A 16,433-nucleotide genomic window follows, 5' to 3' on the forward strand; every position below is an offset into this window, starting at 1 on the left:
AAGGTAGGTCAGATGCGCCCTTCTGGCAACTGCCGTGAACGTCGTTATTCGTGCTCGTTTTCCGCGCGCACACGGCTGAGGTTTTCCAGCGCCGTTTGTGCCAGTGATTTCAGGCCGTGTTCGACAAAAATCTCATGTGCGGCCTCCAGCGCATAGGCCGCTTCGGCGCGATCCAGCATAAAACCGGTAATATCACCACGAGCCACGTAGAGACGGCCGAGATTGGTCTGAAGGATAGCCCACCCCACGGGGTCTTCGCCTGGCTTTATCTGACGAAGCTCCGCCTTAAACGCCGCTTCCGCATCGTCAAGCGACAAAAGATCGCCCTTGAGTTCAGCCCGGCGCGCCAGGCAGGCCGCGCGGTTATTGACGATGTGGGCGCGGATCGCCAGCGGTTTGGCCAGACTCTTCGACAGGGCGAGGTCAAAGGCATTGAGCGCCTGTTCAGCCAGGGCGTCCTCGCTCACCAACTCCGACAAGGCCTGAAGCCCCAGCGCCCGAAAATGGGTCTGTGCCACCCAGTCAAGGGGCGCGTGTTCGTAGACGACCACCTCTTCTGACGGCGTCAGAAGACTGAGGCCTTCGCTAATCATGCGGGGCTCACCGTCAATCTGGCCCGCCCAGACGTGGGCGAGGGCCAGACGCTGGGTCACACGGACAAAGGTCACCGGTTCATAGTCGGGGTCAAGCCGCGCACGCAGGGCGCTCAGGTCACGGATAACCGCGCTCATCAGTCGGCTGTCGTGGCGATCGAGCCCGACCAGCATCAGAAGATCGGCGCGCTCCAGCCGCGCATCGGCGGCGTGGATCTTGTCCTTGGCCGCCTTGGTCTGCCGCACCAGCCCGTCGAAGCGCTCAATGGCGCGGTCAATATGGGCCATGGCGAGAAGTGCCGGCTCAAGATCTTCGCCTACACCTTGCCGCACGGCCAGGCGTGCGGCAAGGCGCCCCTCGGCGAGCGTGTATGCAGCCATTAGATGTGCATCGGCCTCGACGGCACTGCGCCCGGTCGCCACCAGTGTTTCAGCTGAGGTCAAAAGCTCGACGGTTTCGAACAGGTCATAACCGAGGAGGCAGATTTCCGCCTGCACCAGTGCGGCGCTGGCGGCTTCGCTCAAGGTCTTTGAGGCTTTTCCCGCTGCCTCTGCCGCCGTGGTTGCCTTGCGCAGGGCCAGCGTGTCGCCTGTACGACGGGCATATTCGCGCCACACCAGCGCTGATTCCAGATAGGGCTCAAATCGGCTGCGCGTCGAAACGCGTCCACCTTCGATGTCCAGGCCGCGTCCCTGCGTAATGAGCAGTTCCAGGTTCATCAGCTCATAGAGGCTGACATCAGGCTCATAACGCCCGCCCTGCCCCATAATGCGCCTCAGTTCACGGCCGAATTCAAACATGAAAAAACACCTTGCGGCACCGGTCGCACAAGCGTCCCAGAACGAAACGCCCGGCCACTGCCTCGGTCGTGTCTTGCAACAGTGTTGCCGCGTTTGCCTTTGCGCACGCAAGGGTGCGGGATCTTCTCTTAAAAGGAGGCGCTTCTACCCGAAGCTTATAGTGCGTCAAAGAGCTCTGGCCTTGCGTCCCTCAATCATCCCACGGGGGGGGCAAGCTGCGATATATAAGCCTCAAACGCCTGCCCCATAGGGATGAGGTGATCGGGCAAGGCGTGACGCGGACGAAACAGTGCCACGGTCCGGCTATGGGTGAACCCGAGAAGCCTCGTGGTTACGACGCCTTGCGCCGCATGGCTTTGCGGAACGACGGTCGCGCCCACGCCTGCGGCAACCATGCGGAGCGCTCGCTCATCATTTGCGGTACGATAGGCCAGGGGCGGACGTACATTGCGATCTGTGAAATACCGGCTGGTCTCCGACAGAACCTCGCAGCGCGAGCGCACGATCATGGGCTGATCACTAAGGTCTTCTCCGCGAACCTCCTTCACACCCGCCAGCGGATGATCGGCAGGCAGGGCCAGCACATAGGTTTCATCATAAAGTGGCACGGAGCTATGATCGTCGACGCGACGGATTGAAAGGGCGTAATCTATGCCCCTCTCGTCAAAACGGTTCAGAATCTCCTGCTCGGTGCCTTCGAACAGGTCGAACCGTCCGGTCTTATCTGCGCCCCGGTAAGCTTCGCGGAAGCCTTTGAGACATCCCGCTACCCACGCCCCGGATAGGGTTTGCAACACGCCAACGCGCAGGACGCGCGCCTTCTCGGTCTGAGCCAGTTCGGCAATGGCGACATTGCATTCGTGCAATATGGTCTTAGCGCGTGGCAAAAAACGCGTACCGGCCGTCGTCAGGAACACACGCTTATTGTTGCGGACAAAGAGGGTGACGCCCAGTTGCTCCTCAAGGCGTTTAATCCCCGCCGAGAGTGAGGGCTGGGTGATCAGGCAGGCTTCGGCCGCACGGGTGAAGGAGCCCGTTTCGACCACGGCCAGAAAATAGCGAAGAAGATAGGGTTCCATAGACGCTCTTCTTTTGTCTCTCCTACACCAGGCATCGGACAGGTGGAGATAAACGCTCAGACACGAAGCCTCAGCGCCCGGTTGGGCGCTGAGACGACAGACAGCCGCATCCATAGTCAGTGTCTATCCATTATATTTTTATTATCAATTTTTCCAATGATGAGCAAGGCGCTATGTTTCCGTTAAAGGAAACGTCTCATGCGCCTCATCAGTCAGATCGACACCCAAAGCGCCGACTTCGACGCCAATCGTGCTCATATGCAGGGGCTGGTCGATGATCTGCGTGCCATAACCGCGCGCATCGCAAAAGGCGGAAGTGACACTGCCCGCCAAAAGCACGTGGCCCGAGGGAAACTCTTGCCGCGCCAACGGGTTGATGCGCTGCTCGATCCAGGCTCTCCGTTTCTGGAGCTGTCGGCTCTGGCCGCTCATGAGGTCTACGAGGATGAGGTTCCCGCCGCCGGGATCATCACCGGCATTGGCCGGATTGAGAACACCGAGTGTGTTGTGGTGTGCAATGACGCCACCGTGAAAGGTGGCACCTATTATCCTTTGACCGTTAAAAAGCATCTGCGGGCCCAGGAAGTGGCGCAGATGAATAACCTGCCATGCATCTACCTAGTCGATTCCGGAGGGGCAAATCTGCCTAACCAGGACGAGGTTTTTCCGGATAAAGACGATTTCGGCCGCATCTTCTTCAATCAGGCGCAGATGTCAGCCAAAGGAATACCGCAGATTGCCGTCGTGATGGGGTCCTGCACGGCTGGTGGGGCCTATGTCCCGGCCATGTCGGACGAAAGCATCATTGTGCGCCGTCAGGGAACGATCTTTCTGGGTGGTCCTCCGCTCGTCAAGGCGGCGACGGGCGAAGTTGTCTCGGCAGAGGATTTGGGCGGCGGCGATGTCCATGCGCGCGTATCGGGCGTCGTCGATCATCTGGCGGCCAATGATGCTGAAGCGCTTCAGATGGCACGACGGATCGTGCGCAATCTCAACCGCCGCAAACCGGCGTCGTTGAAGATGCGTGACAGCGTCGATCCGCTCTATGAGGCGAGCGAGCTCTACGGCCTTATACCCGTCGATAAGCGTATCCCGATTGATGTGCGCGAACTTATTGCCCGCATTGTTGACGGTTCAGACTTCGATGAGTTCAAAGCGCTTTATGGCGAAACGCTCGTTTGTGGATTTGCGCATCTTTTTGGCCACCCCATTGGCATTGTCGCCAATAATGGAGTGCTATTTTCAGAGAGCGCACAAAAGGGGGCGCACTTTGTCGAACTGTGCTGCCAGCGCAATATTCCGCTTATATTCCTGCAAAATATTACTGGATTCATGGTGGGTCGTAAGTACGAAAACCAAGGTATTGCCCGCCACGGTGCCAAGATGGTGACGGCGGTCGCCTGCGCCAATGTACCAAAGCTTACGCTCGTTTTTGGGGGCTCCTACGGGGCGGGAAATTACGGCATGTGTGGACGCGCCTTCGATCCGCGATTCCTGTGGATGTGGCCCAATGCGCGCATCTCGGTCATGGGCGGTGAACAGGCGGCGAATGTGCTGGCCACGGTCCGTCGTGATGGCATCGAGGCGAAGGGCGGGACATGGAGCGCCGAGGAGGAGGCTTTATTCAAGGCCCCGCTTCTGAAAACCTATGAGGCGCAGGGCCATCCTTATTACGCTTCAGCGCGGCTGTGGGATGACGGCGTCATCGATCCGGCGGATACACGCCTTGTTCTGGGTCTCGGTCTTTCGGCCGCGCTCAATGCGCCTATAGAGCCGACGCGGTTCGGCGTGTTCAGGATGTAGCCCATGCCGACACTGAAACTCGATCTCTCTGCCAATGGCATAGCCCGTCTGACCCTCAACCGGCCCGAACGGCACAATGCTTTTGATGAGGCGATGATTGGCGACCTCACAGGGGTTTTTACCACCCTTGGTGCCAATCCCCTCGTGCGTGTGGTGGTGCTGAACGGGGCGGGCGAGAGCTTCTGCGCCGGAGGCGATCTGAACTGGATGCAGCGCGCCGCGCAAAAGACCGCAGCCGAGAACGAGCAGGATGCGCTGGCTCTGGCGCGTATGCTGCACGCAATAAACGTCTGCCCGAAGCCTGTGATCGCCCTGATCCAAGGCGCATGCTTGGGCGGCGGCGTGGGGTTGGCCGCGGCCTGTGATATGGTGATCGCCGCCCCTGATGCGCGTTTTGGCCTGACCGAGGTGCGGCTGGGACTCATCCCGGCGGCCATTTCGCCGTTTGTGCTCGCAAAAATGGGTACGTCGGCGGCGCGACGTTACTTCTTAACCGGAGAGCGCTTCAGCGCAGAAGAGGCTCGCCGCTTGGGTCTGGTGCACGAGGTGAAGGCCGGACTTGATGCGGCTGCCGCACCACTGATCGACGCCCTTCTGGCCAGCGGGCCTGAGGCCGTGGCGGACGCCAAGGCGCTGATTGCAGACGTCGCGGGCCGCTTCGTGGATGAGGACCTGCTTGGCCTGACGGCTCAACGCATCGCCGCCCGCCGTGCCTGCGACGAAGGGCGCGAAGGCATTGCGGCCTTTCTGGAAAAACGCAAACCCGGATGGGTGAGATGATGATTGGTAAACTCCTCATCGCCAATCGCGGCGAAATCGCCTGCCGCATCATCCGCACCTGCAGACGCCTTGGTATCAGAACCGTCGCCGTCTATTCCGAAGCCGATGCTCATGCCCTGTTTGTGCGCGAGGCGGACGAGGCGCACCTGATAGGCCCTGCCCCGGCGGCTAAAAGCTATCTGCGCGCGGATGTGATCATCGAGGTCGCCAGACGTACAGGGGCCGACGCCATCCATCCGGGCTACGGCTTCCTCTCAGAAAACGCCGAGTTCGCGCAGGCATGCGCCGCCGCCGGGATCCTTTTTGTCGGTCCGACACCTGAGGCGATCCGGGCTATGGCTCTCAAAGGCGCGGCCAAAGCCCTGATGGAACAGGCAGGTGTACCCGTCACCCCCGGCTATCATGGCGACGCCCAGGACGAGACCACACTGCTCGATGCTGCACGCGACATTGGGTTCCCGGTCCTAATCAAGGCCGTGGCCGGCGGCGGCGGCAAAGGGATGCGCCGGGTTGATAAAGAGTCTGATTTTCCGGAACTATTGAAATCTTGCCAGGGTGAGGGGCAAAGCGCTTTCAATGATCGGCGCGTCTTGATCGAAAAATACATCGAGGTGCCGCGCCATATCGAGATTCAGTTGTTTGCCGACACCCACGGCAATGCCATTCACCTCTATGAGCGCGACTGCTCGCTGCAACGTCGCCATCAGAAAGTGATTGAAGAGGCTCCGGCCCCTGGCCTGCCCGAAGCCATGCGTCTGGCCATGGGCGAAGCGGCGGTAAGAGCCGCCAGAGCCATTGGCTACCGGGGGGCGGGTACGATCGAATTTATCGTCGATGTGTCGAAGGGCATTGATGGGGGCAGCTTCTATTTCATGGAGATGAACACCCGTCTTCAGGTGGAACACCCGGTGACTGAGGCCATAACCGGCCTGGATCTGGTCGAATGGCAATTGCGCGTTTGCGCCGGTGAACCCCTGCCGCTTACCCAGGCTCAGGTGCCGCTCAACGGACATGCCATTGAAGCACGCCTCTACGCCGAAGACCCTGAACACGACTTTTTGCCGTCGACCGGCACGCTGAGCCGTCTCGTTTTTCCGTCCGGGGTTCGCGCCGATTCCGCCGTGACGCAGGGCGATGCGGTCAGCGTCTTTTATGACCCTATGATCAGCAAGCTGATCGTTCATGGCAAGGATCGCGCGGCCGCGCTTGACGCTTTGCGCACCGCCCTGATCCATACCCGCGCGGAGGGCGTGAAGACCAATCTGGGTTTCTTGCGGCGTATTGCTTCCGATCCGGATTTTCGTGACGGGGAAATTGATACGGGCTTTATTGGCCGCCATATCGAGCGCCTCACGGCGCCGTGGCCGGACTATGATCTGCCAGTGGATATTCCCCCTTCGCCCTGGCACGACGCAACAGGGTTTCGCCTGAATCTGCCGCCTGCCTCTCCGGTCGATGTGCGCCATCTCACCCATAGTCTGGATGACACCCACGAAGCCTCCGAGGTGATCGCGCCAATGCCCGGGCTGGTCGTTGCCGTGCATGCCAAAGAGGGCGAGAGGGTGGAGAAGAACCAGCCTCTGATCGTGCTGGAGGCCATGAAGATTCAATTGACGCTCAAGGCCCCTCGCGCCGGGATGTTGACCGGGATCAGCGCAATGGCGGGCGAGCAGGTGATCGAAAAAGCGCTCCTGGCGCGCATTACATAATCCTATCCCCTGTCTTTGACGGGCGGTATAAGCAGAGAGACGCATCATGATCGATTTTCCGCATCTGCAATTCGCCCACGGCGATGAGATCGACGCCCTGCGCGACACAGTGGCCAGATTTGCTGCCACCGAAATCGCCCCGCACGCGGCGGAGATCGATAGCACGGATCAGTTCCCGATGCCGCTGTGGCGCAAGATGGGGGCGCTTGGCATTTTAGGCCTTACCGCGCCGGACATGTATGGCGGGGCAGAGATGGGCTATCTAGCGCACACTATCGCCATGGAAGAGATAAGCCGCGCCTCAGCCTCGGTCGGCCTGTCCTACGGGGCCCATTCCAACCTTTGCGTCAATCAGATCGTGAGGAACGGCAATGAAGCGCAAAAGGCGCGTTATCTGCCGCGCCTTATCAATGGTGAGCACATAGGCGCACTGGCTATGTCCGAACCGGGAGCCGGCTCCGACGTCATGTCGATGAAGCTGAGAGCCGAGAAACGTGGCGACCGCTACGTGCTCAATGGCTCTAAAATGTGGATCACCAACGGCCCGGACGCCGACGTGCTGGTCGTTTATGCGCGTACGGGCGAAGGCTCAAAAGGCGTCACGGCCTTCCTGATTGAGAAGGACTTTGCGGGTTTCTCTGTCGCACAAAAGCTCGACAAACTGGGGATGCGCGGGTCGCATACAGGTGAACTGGTCTTTGCCGATTGTGAGGTGCCGGAGGAGAACGTTCTGAGCCTTGAGGGGCGCGGAGCGGCAGTGCTGATGTCGGGTCTCGACTATGAGCGCGTCGTTCTGTCAGGCGGCCCCTTAGGGATCATGCGCGCCTGCCTAGACGTGGTGATCCCTTATGTGCATGAGCGTCAGCAGTTCGGCGCACCGATCGGGACCTTCCAGCTGATGCAGGGCAAGATTGCCGACATGTACGCCACCTGGGGGGCCTGCCGCGCTTATGTCTATGCGGTCGCTGCAGCCTGCGATCGTGGAGAAACAACACGCAAGGACGCTGCGGCCTGCATTCTTTATGCCGCGGAAAAAGCGACCTGGATGGCCGGCGAAGCGATCCAGTGTCTGGGCGGCAATGGCTATGTCAATGAGTACCCAACCGGGCGGTTGTGGCGCGATGCGAAGCTTTATGAGATTGGTGCAGGGACGAGCGAAATCCGGCGCATGCTGATCGGGCGCGAACTGTTTGAGGAAACGAAGTGAGCCGTCCCACACACGTTACGCTCTATGAGGTCGGGCCGCGTGATGGCCTTCAGGCCGAGGCGCAGATCGTCCCCACGGCGACCAAGATCGCCCTGATTGACCACCTGTCGCAAACGGGTCTGCGCTTTATCGAAGCGACCAGTTTTGTCTCGCCCAGATGGGTACCGCAGATGGGCGATGCAGGCGACGTCATGGCGGCGATTACCCGCGCGCCACACATTACCTATCCGGTGCTGACGCCTAATCTCAAAGGCTATGAAGCGGCGCTTGCGGCAGGCGCGCAAAGCGTCGCTATTTTTGCGGCGGCGTCTGAGACCTTCAGCCAGAAAAACATAAATGCCAGTATCCATGAAAGCCTTGAGCGCTTTGCGGCCGTTGCCCAACGCGCCCGCGACGACGGCATAGCGCTGCGCGGCTACGTCTCCTGCGCCCTCGCCTGCCCTTATGAAGGCCGTGTCGTCCCCGAAGCCGTGTCGGAGGTGACGCTGAGGCTTATGGAGATGGGATGCTACGAGGTGTCGCTGGGCGATACCATTGGGCGCGGCACGCCGGGAGATACGCAGCGCCTGCTGGACGTCGTGTTGAAACGCACAGATGCCCAGACACTGGCGGTGCATTTTCACGACACCTGGGGCCAGGCACTCGCCAATATCCTCGTCTCACTCGACTATGGTATCCGCACAGTCGATGCGTCAGTTGGTGGACTGGGTGGCTGCCCCTATGCGCCCGGCGCGTCTGGAAATGTCGCGACCGAAGACGTCATTTACATGCTGAACGGAATGGGTATTGAGACCGGCGTCGATCTCGATAAGGTCATTGACGCGGCCTGGAGCATATCCGATGCGCTCGGCCGGCCGCCGCGTTCCAAAGCCGCCATTGCCAGAGGTCGCTGATCAGTTACCGGCCATCTTCATGTGGCGACCAAAGACCTGAGTCCAATAGAAATAATAGGGGACGTGGGCCTGGCCCACAGGCTGGTCCTGCGCGTCATGGACATAGCCTACGCCCATTTCTTCGTAGCCACAGTTGAGGATATTCGCACGGTGGCCGGGGCTCGTCATCCATTCCTCGAACACCTTATCAGCCGTCTTTTGTCCCGCGGCGACGTTCTCGCCCAAAAGGGTATAGACATAGCCCGTGGCGTGCACCCGATCCTTTAACCTGATGCCGTCATCGGTGTAGTGATAAACATAGTTTTTCTCAGACATGGAGACGCTTTGGCGCTGGGCCGCCTGCATCAGCTGCTCGCTAAGCCGCAAAGGACCGCATCCGTTTTCGGCGCGCACCTCATTGACCCGTGCAAGCAAAATGGCCGCCTGATGCTGCATGTCGTCGGTAATCTCAAATCGGGGCGCATCAGGCACAAGAGCCGCGCTAAGATCAGGCGCCTTGACCACCGTATTGACCCGGCGATAGCTCGTGCCGCTGGAACCGGCCGCTGGCGTAGCTGGCGCCAACAGCGCATCAACCGCCGCCTCAGCCGCAGAATCGAGCCTCTGAATCTTCTCGTCAGCCGATGCCGCGCCTGCGACGGCCGCCCACGCGATAGATAAAAAAATGACGCCCCGCATAGCCTACCCCGAGCAAGCTTAGGGCGCCATATTGCGGACCCGGATGTAAACGGGCCGCTAAGAAAGAGGCTTAAACGGCGTTAGTCATAAAGTTCGCGCGAAAGGGGCTGAAACAGAGCCTCAACACTGTGCGCACTAACGCAACCGATGGATTGTGGGAGCCACTGTGGCGAGTGATCCTTGTCCTCCAGAACTGCGCGCACGCCCTCAAGGAAGTCATGGCTCTGACAAATCCTGGAGGCTATGCGAAACTCCATCTCCATCACCTCCTCAAAGCTCTGCAGACGACGACCTTCGCGCAGGTGGCGCAAGGTGACGCTCATTGAGAAGGGGGAGCGGGTCGCCAGCACCTCGCCCTGATGCTGAGCCCAGTCGGAATCTTCCAGTTTCAGAGCAATGGCGATATCCGCGAGCGTCGCCTTACCAAAAATGCGATTAATGGCCTCAAGGTGCTCCTGGAAAGAGGGCTCGCCCACCGGACGGTCATAGCGGTGCAGGATGTTGTCGATATCACCACCCGCCAGAAGCTCGGCCTTTAAGGCGGGCAGATCTGCCGTCGCCACATGGTGCGTACTGAGACCCGCAGCGCGCACGTCAGCCCCTTTGAGGCGCTCACCGGTCAGGGCAAGCCAAGTGCCTGTCTCTCCCGCCATCCGGGGCAGGAACCAACCGCCGCCGACATCCGGGAACAGGCCAATCCCGGTTTCGGGCATGGCAAAAAGAGTGTCTTCGGTGGAAACCCGGTGCGATCCGTGGACACTGATGCCGACACCGCCGCCCATGGTCACTCCGTCGATCAGGGCAATGATGGGCTTGGGGAAACGCTTGATCAGGGTGTTGAGCCGGTATTCGGTACGGAAAAACTCCCGTGCAGCCTCTCCGTCTCCACGTCCCGAACGCGCGGCGGTGCGCACATCGCCACCGGCACAAAAGGCCCGCCCAATATGGTCGAGAACGACGTAGCGCACGCGATCATCGCTGGCCCAGGCCGACAGTGTACCCGCCATCTCGCGGCACATGTCGGTCGTGAGGGCGTTGAGCGCCTGCGGCCGGTTAAGCGTTAAGCGCCCTACCCCGTTTTCTATCTGAGCCTGAACGGCTTTTTCCTCAATACCGAGCGCGTCCATAGCTATCCTTTCGCGTTTTCCCGTGTTTTTGCTGCACCTCTTTGGGTGCAGCATTTTTTTAAGATAACCACGGAATCAGCGGATTGGGAACTGTATAAAAATGCGGTTTTAGTCTTTGAGGAGAGCGTTCCTCCAGGTGTTTTAATTAGAAGACGGCATGATCCGCATAAAGCCCCAGCCGTCGGTCTGCCCACCATAGGGGTTAGCCATGCCCTCTAACTCAAGCTCCACAATCGTGATGGCTTCACATGTGGGTGACAGTGGCAAGGTCGCGGTAACGTCCCACAACGCGCTGTCTTCGTCTCCTTTACGCATCGAAGTTGTAAAGCCCTTCGCCCGCACCAAAAACGCAAAAGCTTCTGCCGCTTCCTGACCAGCAAAGACGACAGAAAAATCGACAGGGCGAACGCTGATCATGTCCGCACCAGACGCCGCCAGTTTCGCCAGGACGTCAGCGTTAAATTCGAATACGGACATGGAACCCTGCCTCTCTAAAGAGGCAGGGTATCAAAAAACGTCCGCGAGGTAATCTTCGTTTATGAAGTCAGGCCCGTCACAGGCCCCTGAGACGGGCCTCTCAGACACGCACCATTTTCGCTCTGGCCAGTGTGTCGGCGACGTCGCCGGTGAGGCGCTTTTCGCTCTGGGCACGGGCAAAGATATCGGCCAGGCGCGGGCCGATGGCTTCGATCTGCGCGTCGATTCCCATGCGATCAACGCCACCGTTATACTCCGCCGACACGGCGATAATGCCGCCGGCATTGATGACATAATCCGGGGCGTAAAGAATGCCGCGACCGGCCAGAACCGCACCCACTTCCGGCACAGACAACTGGTTGTTGGCGGCCCCGGCGACGATGGCGGCGGTCATGCGGCCGGCCACGTCAGGGGTGATAATGGACCCCAGCGCGCAGGGCGCAATCACATCGGCGTCGCTCAGGAGGATGTCGGCGACACTGCCCATTTCCGCGCTGAAACGCTCGACCATTTCGACGACGCGGGCCGTATTAATGTCCGCCACGATCAGCCTCGCGCCGCGCGCGTGCAACTCCTGACACAGATAGCCGCCGACATGCCCGAGCCCCTGCACCGCGACACGCACACCTTCCAGGCTATCGCGATTAAGACGCGCCTTGACCGCCGCTTCGATACCGATGGCCACACCGCGCGCTGTAAAGGGCGACGGGTCACCCCCCACTGAACCCTCTGTGGCCAGACCCGAAACGTACTTCGTCTGACGCGCCACGACCATCATGTCCGACACGCCGACACCTACGTCTTCGGCGGTGATGTACTGCCCGCCCAGGGCTTCAACCGCGCGACCGAAAGCGCTGAAAATCTGTTCGCGGTTTTCTGACGCGACCGGGCCCATGATAACCGCCTTACCGCCGCCGAAGGGCAGTTCGGCCATGGCGTTCTTGTAGCTCATGCCGCGCGACAGGCGCAGCGCGTCGGTGCGCGCCGCTGCGGCGTCCTCGTAGGTCCACAGTCGGCATCCGCCCGCTGCCGGACCACGCGCCGTCGAATGGACCGCGATAATGGCGCGCAGGCCCGTTTCGGGATCGTTGACGTCAACGACCTTTTCGTGTGCGTCGTAAGCGGGGGTATCAAACATGGGCGGGTTCCTTATGTGAGAGGGGGGTGGGGACGTGTTTCGCTGCTTCGATTTGCGTCAGCAGCGCGGCCTTGCGCACCTTTGCGGCTTCAACGGAGGCGGCCTTAACATGGCCAAAACCGCGGATGTCTTCGGGCAGGCGGGCCAGTGCCACAATCGGTTCAAGCGTCTGCGGCGAGAGCTTTGCGACAAGTTGCGGGATCAGGCGAAGATAGTCGTCTCTCAGTGCCCGCTCCATGCGCCGTTCCTGCGTATGGCCGAACGGATCGAAGACGCTGCCACGCAGGCCCTTCAGCCTTTTGAGCACGCCAAAGGCGCTAAAGACCCAGCCGCCGAATTTCATCTTGCGCGGCTCACCTGTCACAGGATCCTTGCGCGCCAGAAGCGGCGGGGCGAGGAAGACACTGAGCTTTTGCGGAGTATCAAACTGGCTGGCCAACCGCTCGCGGAAATGAGGGTCGCTATAGAGGCGTGCCACCTCGTATTCGTCCTTATAGGCCATCAGCTTATAGGCATTGCGCGCCACCGCCTCCAAAAGCGCGGGCGATGCGGCCTTGCGCGCCGTCTCAACCACTGCCCGATACTGAGAGGCGTAAGCTGAGTCCTGATAGGCAGTCAGATCGGCGATGCGCCGCATGATAAAGGTTTCGACATCAAATGGCGCTTCGGCTTTCGGCGGCGCGATGCGGCCGAGATAAAGCGCACGACCCAGTGCAAAGGCCCTATGGTTATTGGCTTTCTCAGCCCCGTTGAGGTCTATGGCGCGGGCAATGGCCTGGCGGCTCAGCGGCACAGCTCCCGCCTGCCAGGCGGCCCCGAGGAGGATCATATGGCCAAAGACAGCATCACCTAGCAGACGCCTTGCAATCCCACCGGCGTCGAGCGCGTCACAGCGTTTGGACGCCTTTCGCAGACGCGCCATCAGCCCGCCCTTATCAAAAACGATATCCCGGTTCAGTGTGAAAGCCGCGGTCGAAGTCAGCGCCGAATTGACAAAGCAAAGCGTGCGTTGCGGGCTTGCAAGCGGGAGGGCCGTTTTGCCGGTTGCCTGCACCATATCAGCGGCCAGTACGACATCCGCCTCGCCCGCACTGATACGTGGCGCGGGCAATCGGACGCCCTTAGCCACAATGCGTACATGAGCATCGACGCCCCCGCCACGTTGGGCGAGGCCGGTCTGATCAGCAACAGACACTTCGCAGCCGTCGATATGCGCGGCCATGCCCAACATGGCCGACAAAGACGTGACGCCGAGACCACCGATACCGGCCAGAAGGATGTTAACCGGACGTGCTGTCGCCGGTGGCGGCGTCAGGTCGGGCAGGTCAGCGATCAGCGAAGTGATGTCGGGCGCTGCGGCTTTTTTCAGCGCCGCACCTTCGACGGCCACGAAAGAGGGACAAAAGCCCTTGACGCAGGCGGTATCGATATTACACGCCGACTGATCAATTTCACGTTTGCGCCCGAGTTCGGTTTCCAGCGGATTGATCGCCACGCAATTCGACTTTGCCTGACAATCGCCACAGCCTTCGCACACTGCCGGATTGATGAAGATACGTGCAGCGGGCTTCGGGGCGGTGCCGCGCTTGCGACGCCGACGCAGCTCTGTAGCACAGGCCTGATCATATATGAGGACCGACACGCCCTTATGGGTGCGCAGTTCCTTTTGCACCGCCTCCAGATCGTCGCGATGAGCGTAGGTGGTGCCTGACGGCATTTCACCCTCCCAGCGCTCGGGATCATTCGAGACAAGGGCGATGCGCTCCACACCTTCGGCGCGCACCTGCTGCGCGACCCTGACGGGGGTAAGCTGACCATCGACCGACTGCCCGCCGGTCATGGCGACCACGTCGTTATAAAGGATCTTGTAGGTGATATTGACCCCGGCGGCGAGCGCCTGGCGGATAGCGAGTAGTCCCGAATGGAAGTAGGTGCCGTCGCCCAGATTGGTAAAGACGTGTCCTTCATCGGTAAAGGGAGACTGGCCCATCCAGGTTACGCCCTCACCGCCCATGTGGGTGCAGATATCCGTCCGACGCGGCATAAAGGTCGCCATATAGTGACAGCCGATGCCGGCCAGACCCCGAGACCCTTCGGGTACAGCGGTAGATCCGTTATGTGGACAGCCGGCGCAAAAAAACGGCGCGCGGACATGGTCGGGTTTGAGTGTCTCCTTCTGCGTCAGGCGCATTCGGAAAGCCTCGGCGCGTTCATGCCGCTGGGCATGAAGGGCGGATTGTGGCAGGAGGTCATAAAGCGCCAGTGCCACCTGAAGCGTATCGAGTTCCAGCACGTCGGAAATCAGCGGCTCCCCGCTTAAGCCGCGCTTACCGAGGATCAGCGGGCGACGGCCATCGGGCAGCGCATAGAGGGCGCAGCGCAGCTGCGGCTCAATGATCTCGCGCCGTTCCTCGACCACGAGGAGCTTTTCAAGCCCCCCTCCAAAGGCGCGCGCACCCTGGGCATCCAGCGGCCAGACCATGCCCACCTTCCAGACGCTGAGGCCAATATCTCTCGCCTCCGCCTCCGTGATACCCAAAAGGTCAAGGGCCTCCATCACCTGCGTGAAGGCCTTTCCCGCCGTGGCAATACCAATGCGCGCACGCTCATTAGGCCAGATTACCGTGTCGAACCCATTGAGCCGGGCAAAGGCCGAAGCGGCGGGCAGACGGAAGTGGCGGTGGCGCGCCTCCTTTTCGGCCGGGGTATCCTTGGCGCGGATATGAAGCCCGTCGGCGGGCAGGTCGATTAGAGGCTCGCGCGTGTCGAACGTGTCGGCGAGATCAACGGCGGCCGAGGCATCCATAAGGTCAGAAATGGTCTTCAGTGCCACCCAGCCGCCATAGAAACGCGACAGGGCAATGCCTTTGACGCCGTATTCGAGAACCTCGCCAATGGTCGCGGGGCTGAGCACCGGGATTTCAGCGTCAATGAAGGCGAGCTCAGACTGATTGGGCAGGGTCGAGGACTTACAGGCATGATCGTCTCCCACCACAGCCAGAACTCCACCGAGAGGGGTGGTGCCGGCCATATTGGCGTGTTTGAGTACGTCGCCTGACCGGTCCACACCCGGCCCCTTGCCATACCAGATGCCGAAGACGCCGTCGTAACGGGCGCCTTCAAACAGCGGTACGTGCTGGCTCCCCCACACGGCCGTTGCCCCAAGGTCTTCGTTGATGGCCGGTTGTACGACGATGTTCAAAGGATCGAGCAGGGATTTGGCCTGCTGCAGCTGCTGATCGTAATTGCCAAGTGGCGAGCCGCGATAGCCGGAGATGAAGCCTGCCGTCTTAAGGCCTGCGCGCCTATCGCGTCGCGCGATCATCAGCGGCAGGCGCACAAGGGCCTGTACCCCGCTCATAAAGGCGCGCCCCTCGTCGAGGACGTACTTATCGCTTAAGGAAACCTGATCAAGCATTTAATCATCCCTGCTAGGCTTTCCGTCTATTGCGGAATTTTTTTGCAGGATGACACGAATTCAGGAGAATGAATTTTCGAATTTCGTGGTATTGAGGGCATAGACAAAATGACATTCCGTTGCGGCGCTTTGCCGCAGAATGGGATGCCTTCTACAGATGGAACGCCCATGTCACGCAGTTCAGAAGGCCGTGGCCTCGATGAAACCGACCGCAAAATCCTGCGATTGCTGCGCAGCAATTGTCGGCTGACGACACAGGAAATTGCCGATCAGGTAGGGCTGTCGCCGACGCCTTGCTGGTCTCGGATCAAACGGATGGAAGAAAATGGGGTCATTACGGGCTATGTCGCCCTGCTCGATCCGGAGCAGGTCGGCAAGCCCGATACGGTGATTGTCGAAATCAATATCGAGGCGCACGATGACGAACGTATTGAAGCCTTTTCGCGTTATGTACTGAACCTGCCCGAAGTGACGGACGCTTATCTGACGACGGGTGAATATGATTATGTGCTGATTGCCGCCGTCGATGGGACGGAAGGATATGAGCAGTTTTTGCGCAAAAAGCTCCTGAAGTTTCCAGGCATCCGGCATACGCGTTCAACCTTTTGCCTGCGAAGGCTGAAGCGCGAACCGTCACCCGCCGTCGGATGAGCCCGCATAAGTAAGGGTGAGATGCGCCACCCAATTGCTGCAAAGTGTCTGAAAATCAGTGGCTTAAAATCGCTTAGAC

The 16,433-nt window shown here is 60.1% G+C and carries 13 protein-coding genes; 6 read left to right on the forward strand and 7 right to left on the reverse strand.

The genetic code is table 11. The annotated features are described in order from the left end of the window. Positions 1-44 precede the first annotated feature (44 nt). Entirely contained in the window at positions 45-1,394 is a 1,350-nt protein-coding gene (locus tag AACH73_RS09680; protein ID WP_338734720.1) for a hypothetical protein, read from the reverse strand. A 194-nt stretch (positions 1,395-1,588) separates the two neighbouring features. After that, the gene (locus AACH73_RS09685) at positions 1,589-2,473 is read right to left on the reverse strand and encodes a LysR family transcriptional regulator (RefSeq protein WP_338734722.1); all 885 of its coding nucleotides are present in this window, start codon (positions 2,471-2,473) and stop codon (positions 1,589-1,591) included. Positions 2,474-2,671: 198 nt separating this feature from the next. Here AACH73_RS09685 and AACH73_RS09690 point away from each other — a divergent pair, with 198 nt between their 5' ends. The 5 genes from AACH73_RS09690 to AACH73_RS09710 are packed head-to-tail and all read left to right on the forward strand — an operon-like array spanning position 2,672 to position 8,865. After that, on the forward strand, positions 2,672-4,276 hold the full coding sequence (locus tag AACH73_RS09690; protein WP_338734724.1) for a carboxyl transferase domain-containing protein: 1,605 nt from the start codon (positions 2,672-2,674) through the stop codon (positions 4,274-4,276). A 3-nt stretch (positions 4,277-4,279) separates the two neighbouring features. Then, positions 4,280-5,056: an enoyl-CoA hydratase/isomerase family protein gene (locus AACH73_RS09695; RefSeq protein ID WP_338734726.1), complete on the forward strand. Its 777-nt coding sequence runs from the start codon at positions 4,280-4,282 to the stop codon at positions 5,054-5,056. Further along, positions 5,056-6,765: an acetyl-CoA carboxylase biotin carboxylase subunit gene (locus tag AACH73_RS09700; RefSeq protein ID WP_338735727.1), complete on the forward strand. Its 1,710-nt coding sequence runs from the start codon at positions 5,056-5,058 to the stop codon at positions 6,763-6,765. The genes AACH73_RS09695 and AACH73_RS09700 overlap by 1 nt, the downstream gene beginning before the upstream one ends. A gap of 46 nt (positions 6,766-6,811) precedes the next feature. After that, positions 6,812-7,972: an isovaleryl-CoA dehydrogenase gene (locus AACH73_RS09705; protein WP_338734728.1), complete on the forward strand. Its 1,161-nt coding sequence runs from the start codon at positions 6,812-6,814 to the stop codon at positions 7,970-7,972. Continuing rightward, positions 7,969-8,865, forward strand: a complete 897-nt coding sequence (locus AACH73_RS09710; RefSeq protein ID WP_338734729.1) for a hydroxymethylglutaryl-CoA lyase — start codon at positions 7,969-7,971, stop codon at positions 8,863-8,865. Before AACH73_RS09705 ends, AACH73_RS09710 begins: the two co-directional genes overlap by 4 nt. On the opposite strand, the gene AACH73_RS09715 is transcribed toward AACH73_RS09710, so the two are convergent. The 5 genes from AACH73_RS09715 to AACH73_RS09735 form a co-directional block, all read right to left on the reverse strand. Then, positions 8,866-9,543, reverse strand: coding sequence for a CAP domain-containing protein (locus tag AACH73_RS09715; protein ID WP_338734731.1), 678 nt, complete (start codon positions 9,541-9,543; stop codon positions 8,866-8,868). A gap of 80 nt (positions 9,544-9,623) precedes the next feature. Next, positions 9,624-10,670 (reverse strand): enoyl-CoA hydratase/isomerase family protein, encoded by a 1,047-nt coding sequence (locus AACH73_RS09720; protein ID WP_338734733.1) that lies wholly within the window; start codon positions 10,668-10,670, stop codon positions 9,624-9,626. 141 nt (positions 10,671-10,811) lie between these two features. Then, on the reverse strand, positions 10,812-11,147 hold the full coding sequence (locus tag AACH73_RS09725) for a ribonuclease E inhibitor RraB (protein ID WP_338734734.1): 336 nt from the start codon (positions 11,145-11,147) through the stop codon (positions 10,812-10,814). 100 nt (positions 11,148-11,247) lie between these two features. Next, complete coding sequence (locus AACH73_RS09730; protein ID WP_338734735.1) at positions 11,248-12,285, reverse strand: Glu/Leu/Phe/Val dehydrogenase dimerization domain-containing protein; 1,038 nt, start codon at positions 12,283-12,285, stop codon at positions 11,248-11,250. Further along, complete coding sequence (locus AACH73_RS09735) at positions 12,278-15,703, reverse strand: indolepyruvate ferredoxin oxidoreductase family protein (RefSeq protein WP_338734736.1); 3,426 nt, start codon at positions 15,701-15,703, stop codon at positions 12,278-12,280. The genes AACH73_RS09730 and AACH73_RS09735 overlap by 8 nt, the downstream gene beginning before the upstream one ends. 168 nt (positions 15,704-15,871) lie before the next feature. On the opposite strand from AACH73_RS09735, the gene AACH73_RS09740 reads away from it, so the two are divergent. Beyond that, the gene (locus tag AACH73_RS09740) at positions 15,872-16,354 is read left to right on the forward strand and encodes an Lrp/AsnC family transcriptional regulator (protein ID WP_338734738.1); all 483 of its coding nucleotides are present in this window, start codon (positions 15,872-15,874) and stop codon (positions 16,352-16,354) included. Positions 16,355-16,433: the final 79 nt, after the last annotated feature.

The organism is Asticcacaulis sp. DW145 (genome assembly GCF_037101385.1).
Classification (GTDB): Bacteria; Pseudomonadota; Alphaproteobacteria; order Caulobacterales; family Caulobacteraceae; genus Asticcacaulis; species Asticcacaulis currens.

Coding starts and splice junctions, on each gene's coding strand:
- AACH73_RS09735 (WP_338734736.1), bottom strand. CDS start 15,703: ATGCTTGATCAGGTTTCCTTAAGCGATAAGTACGTCCTCGACGAGGGG.
- AACH73_RS09740 (WP_338734738.1), top strand. CDS start 15,872: ATGTCACGCAGTTCAGAAGGCCGTGGCCTCGATGAAACCGACCGCAAA.
- AACH73_RS09685 (WP_338734722.1), bottom strand. CDS start 2,473: ATGGAACCCTATCTTCTTCGCTATTTTCTGGCCGTGGTCGAAACGGGC.
- AACH73_RS09725 (WP_338734734.1), bottom strand. CDS start 11,147: ATGTCCGTATTCGAATTTAACGCTGACGTCCTGGCGAAACTGGCGGCG.
- AACH73_RS09730 (WP_338734735.1), bottom strand. CDS start 12,285: ATGTTTGATACCCCCGCTTACGACGCACACGAAAAGGTCGTTGACGTC.
- AACH73_RS09690 (WP_338734724.1), top strand. CDS start 2,672: ATGCGCCTCATCAGTCAGATCGACACCCAAAGCGCCGACTTCGACGCC.
- AACH73_RS09680 (WP_338734720.1), bottom strand. CDS start 1,394: ATGTTTGAATTCGGCCGTGAACTGAGGCGCATTATGGGGCAGGGCGGG.
- AACH73_RS09720 (WP_338734733.1), bottom strand. CDS start 10,670: ATGGACGCGCTCGGTATTGAGGAAAAAGCCGTTCAGGCTCAGATAGAA.
- AACH73_RS09700 (WP_338735727.1), top strand. CDS start 5,056: ATGATTGGTAAACTCCTCATCGCCAATCGCGGCGAAATCGCCTGCCGC.
- AACH73_RS09695 (WP_338734726.1), top strand. CDS start 4,280: ATGCCGACACTGAAACTCGATCTCTCTGCCAATGGCATAGCCCGTCTG.
- AACH73_RS09715 (WP_338734731.1), bottom strand. CDS start 9,543: ATGCGGGGCGTCATTTTTTTATCTATCGCGTGGGCGGCCGTCGCAGGC.
- AACH73_RS09705 (WP_338734728.1), top strand. CDS start 6,812: ATGATCGATTTTCCGCATCTGCAATTCGCCCACGGCGATGAGATCGAC.